Source organism: Candidatus Cloacimonadota bacterium, from assembly GCA_028706475.1.
Classification (GTDB): Bacteria; Cloacimonadota; Cloacimonadia; order Cloacimonadales; family Cloacimonadaceae; genus UBA5456.
Map to the genome: position 1 here is coordinate 1 of JAQWBI010000068.1, position 6,275 is coordinate 6,275.

The window sequence follows — 6,275 nt, forward strand, 5'->3', positions numbered from 1 at the left end:
GCTGATCGCCAGTCTAAATATCTCCCAAATTTGTCAAGAAAAGCTCGCTTGGAACCATCTCGACCTGCTTTTCTCTAAGAACACAAGGAAAGTAGCATAATGAAGTGGGAGGTATTGAACAGTCTCCTATGATGGCTTGCAGACTTGCACAAATAAAAGCATTGACACTTATCAAGGTACGAAAATTATTGTACAGCAACGTAAAATGAAGTTTTAAAAACAGAGATTAATACAGAGGAAGAACATGAAAGAATACTCAATGAAGAAGTTACGCAACCTAATGTTGGTTGGAGCCAGTGGCGCCGGAAAGACAACTTTGGCAGAACAAATCTTTTTTCAAACTAAAACTACAAACAGACTGGGAAAAATCGATGAAGGCAATACCATACTCGATTTTGACCCGGAAGAGACTGCCAAGAAGATGTCTCTAGGATTGTCCATCGGCTTTGTGAATTTTAAAGATCATAAGATAAACATATTAGACGCTCCCGGATATCCGGATTTCGTGGGTGACACCGTAGTTGCCCTACACGCTGTGGAAAATGTGGTTGTTGTCGCCAATGCTGCTGGTGGTTTTGAGGTCGGTTTGGAACTGGCTTTGGAGCAGTTGGAAGGTAAGAACAAGTGCAGAGTAATTCTGGTAAACCGGATGGACAACGAACATGCAGACTATGACAAGACTCTGGAAGCTATTCACGATAATGCCGGGATCAATCCTGTCAGAGTGCATATTCCCATTGGTAAAGAAGGTTCTTTCGAAGGTGTTGTAGATGTTATTCGTCAGAAAGCCATCACTGCTGCTGGTGAGACAGACGTTCCCGCAAACATGAAAGACGCTATGGAAGAAGCCAGGCTTCACCTGATGGAAGCTGTTGCCGAGACGGATGAAGATCTGCTAAACGAATTTCTGGAAAACATGGAGTTGAGTCAGGAGAATCTGATTAAGGGTATCAAGAAAGCCATCGCCATGGGTGAAGTAAGCCCTGCCTTTGTGTGCTCCGCCGGAACTGGTGTGGGCGTGATGGCATTTTTACAGGGTGTTATAGACTATTTGCCTTCGCCTGAAGACTGCAAGACTATCGAACTAGTAGAAGGAGACAAGAGCAAAGAATTCGTTTGCAGCCCCGATGGCGAGCTTCTGGGTTATATTTTCAAACTTTATGCTGATCCCAGTATGGGCGATTTTGCTTATGTGAGAATATTCTCCGGTTCTCTGAAGACGGGAACCGAATTTTATACTCCAGAGAAAGAAGCCAAAGACAAAGCCGGAAACATGTACTTTTTGGTAGGGAAGAATCGTCATGATTGCAGTGAGATTCGCGCCGGTGAGATCGGAGCTTTAGTTAAGCTGAAGAATGCCAAAGTGATGAACAGTATTGTTGCCTTGAATGCGCGTCATGCCATCAAACCGGTAGAATTGCCCTCAGCGACAACATGGCAGACCATTAAAGCAGTCAATCAATCTGATGAGGACAAGATCGGCACCAGCTTGCAAAGAGTGATTGCCGAAGATCCTTCCATCCGGTATGAATTGAATGTGGAGACCCATGAGAACGTGCTGTCCGGTATGGGCGATCAGCAATTGCATTTGGTTTTGAAGAAGCTGAAAAACCGTTATAAAGTAGATGCTGAGCTCAAAGTTCCCCGCATTCCATATAAGGAAACCATCACAGCCGGAGCAGAAAGTCAGTATCGCCACAAAAAACAATCTGGCGGACGCGGTCAATATGGCGAAGTTTACTTCCGCATCAAACCTACCGAGCGCGGAGAGGGATTCCAGTTCATCAATGCCATCGTAGGCGGAGTAATTCCCTCAAACTTTATTCCCGCTATTGAAAAAGGTCTGGTGGAGACCATGGAAAAAGGTATCATCGCCGGTTACAAGGTGGTGGATGTATCAGTGGAAGTTTATTATGGTAGCTATCACGACGTAGATAGCTCCGAAATGGCCTTCAAGATTGCCTCTTCCATGGCATTGAAGGAAGGCTTCAAGAAATGCAAACCAATCCTATTGGAGCCTATCCACAATTTGGTAATAATAGTTCCCAATGAATATATGGGCGATGTGATGGGTGATATTTCCACTCGCAGAGGCCGCATCATGGGTATGGAACAACACGGTAAGAAACAGTATCTGAATGCTCAGATGCCTCTCTCCGAGATGTTCTCATATTATCCTGCCCTGAAGTCCTTCACTCAGGGAAGAGGACGTTTTACTCAGGAATTCTCTCATTACGAGAGAGTCCCCGAAGATATTACTCAGAAAGTAGTGGCTGCTTGGCAGGATAACGACGTTCAATAAAAGAAAGAGGTATTTATGTCCGGACACAATAAGTGGAGCACGATTAAGCACAAAAAAGCCGCTACTGATGCAAAACGCGGCAAGATCTACACACGCATTGTGAAGGAAATCATCCTGGCCGCCAAGGGCGGAGGGGGAGATCCTGAAACAAACCCTCGCCTGAGGACAGCGATTTTGGCTGCAAAAAACGCCAATATGCCCCGTGATAACATCGAACGCGCCATCAAGCGCGGAACGGGTGAGATCGAAGGCGCAACCTATGAAGAGATCACCTATGAAGGTTATGGACATAACGGCGTAGGCATTGTTGTCGATGTGATGACGGACAACAAAAACCGCACGGTAGCGGAGCTGAGACACACCTTTTCCAAATATGGAGGGAACTTGGCTGAAAGTGGTTCGGTGGCCTGGAATTTTGACCTGAAGGGATACTTCAATGTCCCCGTAACCGGGCTGGATGAAGAAGAGTTTATGATGCAGGCATTGGAAGCTGGAGCGGAAGATGTGGAAACGGGTGATGAGTACTTTGAAGTATTCACATCCCCAGGAGATTTCCACACAGTTTTGGGAAATATGGAAACAGCTGGATTTCCGGTGGAAAACGCTGAACTGACCAGAGTACCAAAGACAACCGTGAATGCGGACGATGTTGCAGCAAAACTGATGAAACTGATCGATATGCTGGAAGACCTGGACGATGTCCAAAAGGTCTATGCCAATTTCGAGTTTTCCGATGAGGTTATGGCAGAGCTAAATCAGGAATGATGATAGTTGGTATTGATCCCGGTAGTCGCTACTGTGGTTACGGGCTCATTCAAACTGAGGGAATTAAAGTAGTAGCCGCGGGTTGCCAAGTAATTGACGTAACCCGCGAAAACTCTTTAGGGGACAGACTTAAGCTCTTGCACTCATCTATCGTGGCTGTCTTGGAAGAGTATAAACCGGATTATGCCGCTGTGGAATCCATGTTTTTTCAAAAGCACATCAAGAGTATCTTTACTTTGGGACATGCCAGGGGTGTTGTTTTATTGGCCTTGGCTCAGCAGAATATCCCAATCGTGGAATATAGTCCCAGAGAGGTTAAAAAAGCGGTGGTGGGAAATGGAAATGCCACCAAGGCGCAGATTCGCTATATGATACATCAGCTATATAGCTTGAAAGAGTCCGATAATCGCGATGACGCCTATGATGCTCTTGCGATAGCTACCACTCACTTTAACCGTATAAAATGGAATAAAAAGTAAATGATCCACTATATAAAAGGAATCCTGGTTCACAAGAGCCCGATGCAAGCTATCATCGATACCATGGGGATTGGCTGGGAGTTGTTGATCCCAGTATCTACTTACGAGATGCTGCCGTCAACGGGAAAGGAGTGTTCTTTGTACACGGCTCTCAACCTTAGTCAGGACGATGCCCGTTTATACGCTTTTTACACAGTGGCAGAGCGCGAACTATTCGCTCAATTGACCAAAGTGAGCGGAATCGGGCCCAAGATAGCAATTTCGGTGTTATCCACGCTTAGCATTTCCGCTTTCGTGAAGAGCATCAGAAGCGGAGAAGAGGGTCTCTTGACCAGAGTTCCCGGCATCGGTAAAAAGAGTGCGCAGCGTATGATTGTGGAACTGAAAGACAATATCCATAACATGATGGATTACATCGAAGATAATCAGATATCCAGCGAAGAAGGTTCGCTTCAGGAAGCGGAAACGGCTCTTTTGGCACTGGGTTACAATAGTCAGGCTATACAGAGGGAACTGAAGATGCTAAGCGAGGAAGACTTGCAAATGCCTGCGGAAAGCCTGATTAAGGAGATCATCAAGAGACTGTATCAGAGGGCAAAATGAACTTTAGGGAAGAAGCATACAACACTATTCTGAAGGTGTTCAAGAATAGTGAGTTTTCGGATACTCTCCTGCAACAAAGAGCTAAAAAAATGAAAACTTCCGGTGAGGATATCCGGCTCTTTTATACCACTGTAAAGGGTGTGATCAAGATGCGGCAGAAGCTGGATTACATTCTTTCACATTATACCGAAAAGAAGAAATATGAAGCTACTGATCTCAAGATCAAGATCATGCTGTATCTGGGTTTGTATCAGATAATCTATCTGGATACCATACCGGATCATGCTGCTGTGAATGAAACAGTGGAGCTGGCCAAGAAAGTGCTGTCCGAGAACGTCGCAGACTTTGTGAACGCTGTATTGAGAGCTTATATCAAAGAAGATAAAACTGTTTATCCCGATGATCCGGCATTGCGAATAGCGTATGAACACTCTTATCCGCCGGATTTGATCCGCACCTGGATTAATTTGTGGGGGGAAGAATCCACAGAATATATGGCGATGTATTTCAATGAAAATCCGGCTTTACACATCCGGGTAAACTCCACTGCGACCAGTCCGGAGAAGTTATTGAGCTATTTCAAAAGGCGTGATATCGAAATTGTACCTTGCTCGGCAAGTAGAATGATGTTTCACACTCATCAGAGTGCAGAAGTTCTGGGCGAAGTGGCATTTTCAGAAGGATATTTCTCCGTTCAGGATACTTCAGCTGCCTTGGTGGTGGAGCTTTTGGATCCCAAAGAAGAACAATCCGTGTTGGACCTTTTTGCTGCTCCCGGTGGAAAATGCACTTACATTGCGGAAAGAATGAACAACACTGGAGAGATTGTGGCTGTGGATAAGATTCCCAAAAAGATGAAGCTTTTGAAACAAGCAGCTGACAGACTGCAGCTTACGAACATCATCCAGGTAGTAAGCGATGCACTGACCTACGGACCAGTGGCACCTGCTTTCGATAGAGTGTTGGTGGATGCTCCGTGCTCTGGTTGGGGAGTGTTTTCACGTAAAGCCGATCTGCGCTGGCAGGCTCACAACGATGTGGTGGAACTGGTGAAACTTCAAGAAAAAGCTCTGGAACGAGCAGCGAACTTCGTTGCTCCCGAAGGATATCTGGTGTATTCCACTTGCACCATGAATCCGAAAGAGAATGAAGAGCAGATTGCCAGATTCCTGGCGAAGAATCCAAAATTCCGCTTAGTCCCTGCAGATACAATAATTAATGCAGAATATACCGAAAACGGTTATTTGAAGACCATCCCTTTCAAGCATCATATGGATGGTGCTTTTGCAGCAAAAATGCAGAAGAATAAGTAGGAGAAGACATGGCCAGTAAAAAAGCGAAACAATGGGGCTATGTAATAGGAATTGGAGTAGGGATCATCTTCGTAACTGCCTTCCTGTTCAGTCAGATCATCCTGCCTTTGCTGTTGGGAGGGGCAGAGACGCTTGAAACTCCAGAGGTAACCGGATTGGCCTTGACTCAAGCCAAACGCATCTTGCAGGAATTGAAGCTGCACCCGGTAGTAAAGGATTCTGTATTTAGTGAGACTATGAAATTGGATGTAGTTATGGATCAATCACCGGCTCCAGGTTCAAGGATTAAAGAGGACGGTACAGTATATCTGGTAATAAGCAAAGGCAGTAAGATGATCAAGGTACCAGATGTCTTGGGCACTGGTTATCAGGAGGCAATGCTCACGTTGAGGAACTATGATTTGCGTAGCACCATTGTGGATTCCGTATACAGCGACAGATATCCCCGAAATACAGTAGTGAGGTCTATGCCTTCAGCTCATACGAGAATTGAGAAACGCAGCATGGTAAGACTAAGCCTCAGTAAAGGACCGGAACCTCTCCCGGATAGTCTGGATTGGTTGGATGGTGAAGGCTTGTAAGGCTGGATAAATATTCAAGATACCGGAACTAAAGATGGTCCCGGTTTTCTTTTGTTGATTACCAACACATCTCAGAATTGCATCGATTGAACATTCCTGAATTGTTAACCGAAGTTGAGCAGAAAAAACTCCAAATTTGTCATATTGGAATCGTAACACATTGATACATATACCTCGGGTACGCTTAAAAAGGACGTTTAGTGTCCATAATTGAAACTATCGATATCGATAT

The 6,275-nt window shown here is 45.1% G+C and carries 6 protein-coding genes; all 6 read left to right on the forward strand.

Annotation, left to right across the window (positions count from 1 at the left end):
- Window positions 1–244 precede the first annotated feature (244 nt).
- Genes fusA through PHF32_08350 form a run of 6 tightly spaced genes read left to right on the forward strand, consistent with a single transcriptional unit; the run spans window position 245 to window position 6,043 of the window.
- A complete protein-coding gene (fusA, locus tag PHF32_08325; protein MDD4560722.1) occupies window positions 245–2,302 on the forward strand; it encodes an elongation factor G in 2,058 nt (685 codons plus the stop codon).
- A 15-nt stretch (window positions 2,303–2,317) separates the two neighbouring features.
- Entirely contained in the window at window positions 2,318–3,067 is a 750-nt protein-coding gene (locus PHF32_08330) for a YebC/PmpR family DNA-binding transcriptional regulator (GenBank protein MDD4560723.1), read from the forward strand.
- A complete protein-coding gene (gene ruvC / locus PHF32_08335; protein ID MDD4560724.1) occupies window positions 3,067–3,546 on the forward strand; it encodes a crossover junction endodeoxyribonuclease RuvC in 480 nt (159 codons plus the stop codon). The genes PHF32_08330 and ruvC overlap by 1 nt, the downstream gene beginning before the upstream one ends.
- Window positions 3,547–4,149, forward strand: a complete 603-nt coding sequence (gene ruvA, locus PHF32_08340) for a Holliday junction branch migration protein RuvA (GenBank protein ID MDD4560725.1) — start codon at window positions 3,547–3,549, stop codon at window positions 4,147–4,149.
- A complete protein-coding gene (gene rsmB / locus PHF32_08345; GenBank protein ID MDD4560726.1) occupies window positions 4,146–5,462 on the forward strand; it encodes a 16S rRNA (cytosine(967)-C(5))-methyltransferase RsmB in 1,317 nt (438 codons plus the stop codon). The genes ruvA and rsmB overlap by 4 nt, the downstream gene beginning before the upstream one ends.
- A gap of 8 nt (window positions 5,463–5,470) precedes the next feature.
- A complete protein-coding gene (locus PHF32_08350) occupies window positions 5,471–6,043 on the forward strand; it encodes a PASTA domain-containing protein (protein ID MDD4560727.1) in 573 nt (190 codons plus the stop codon).
- Window positions 6,044–6,275 lie beyond the last annotated feature (232 nt).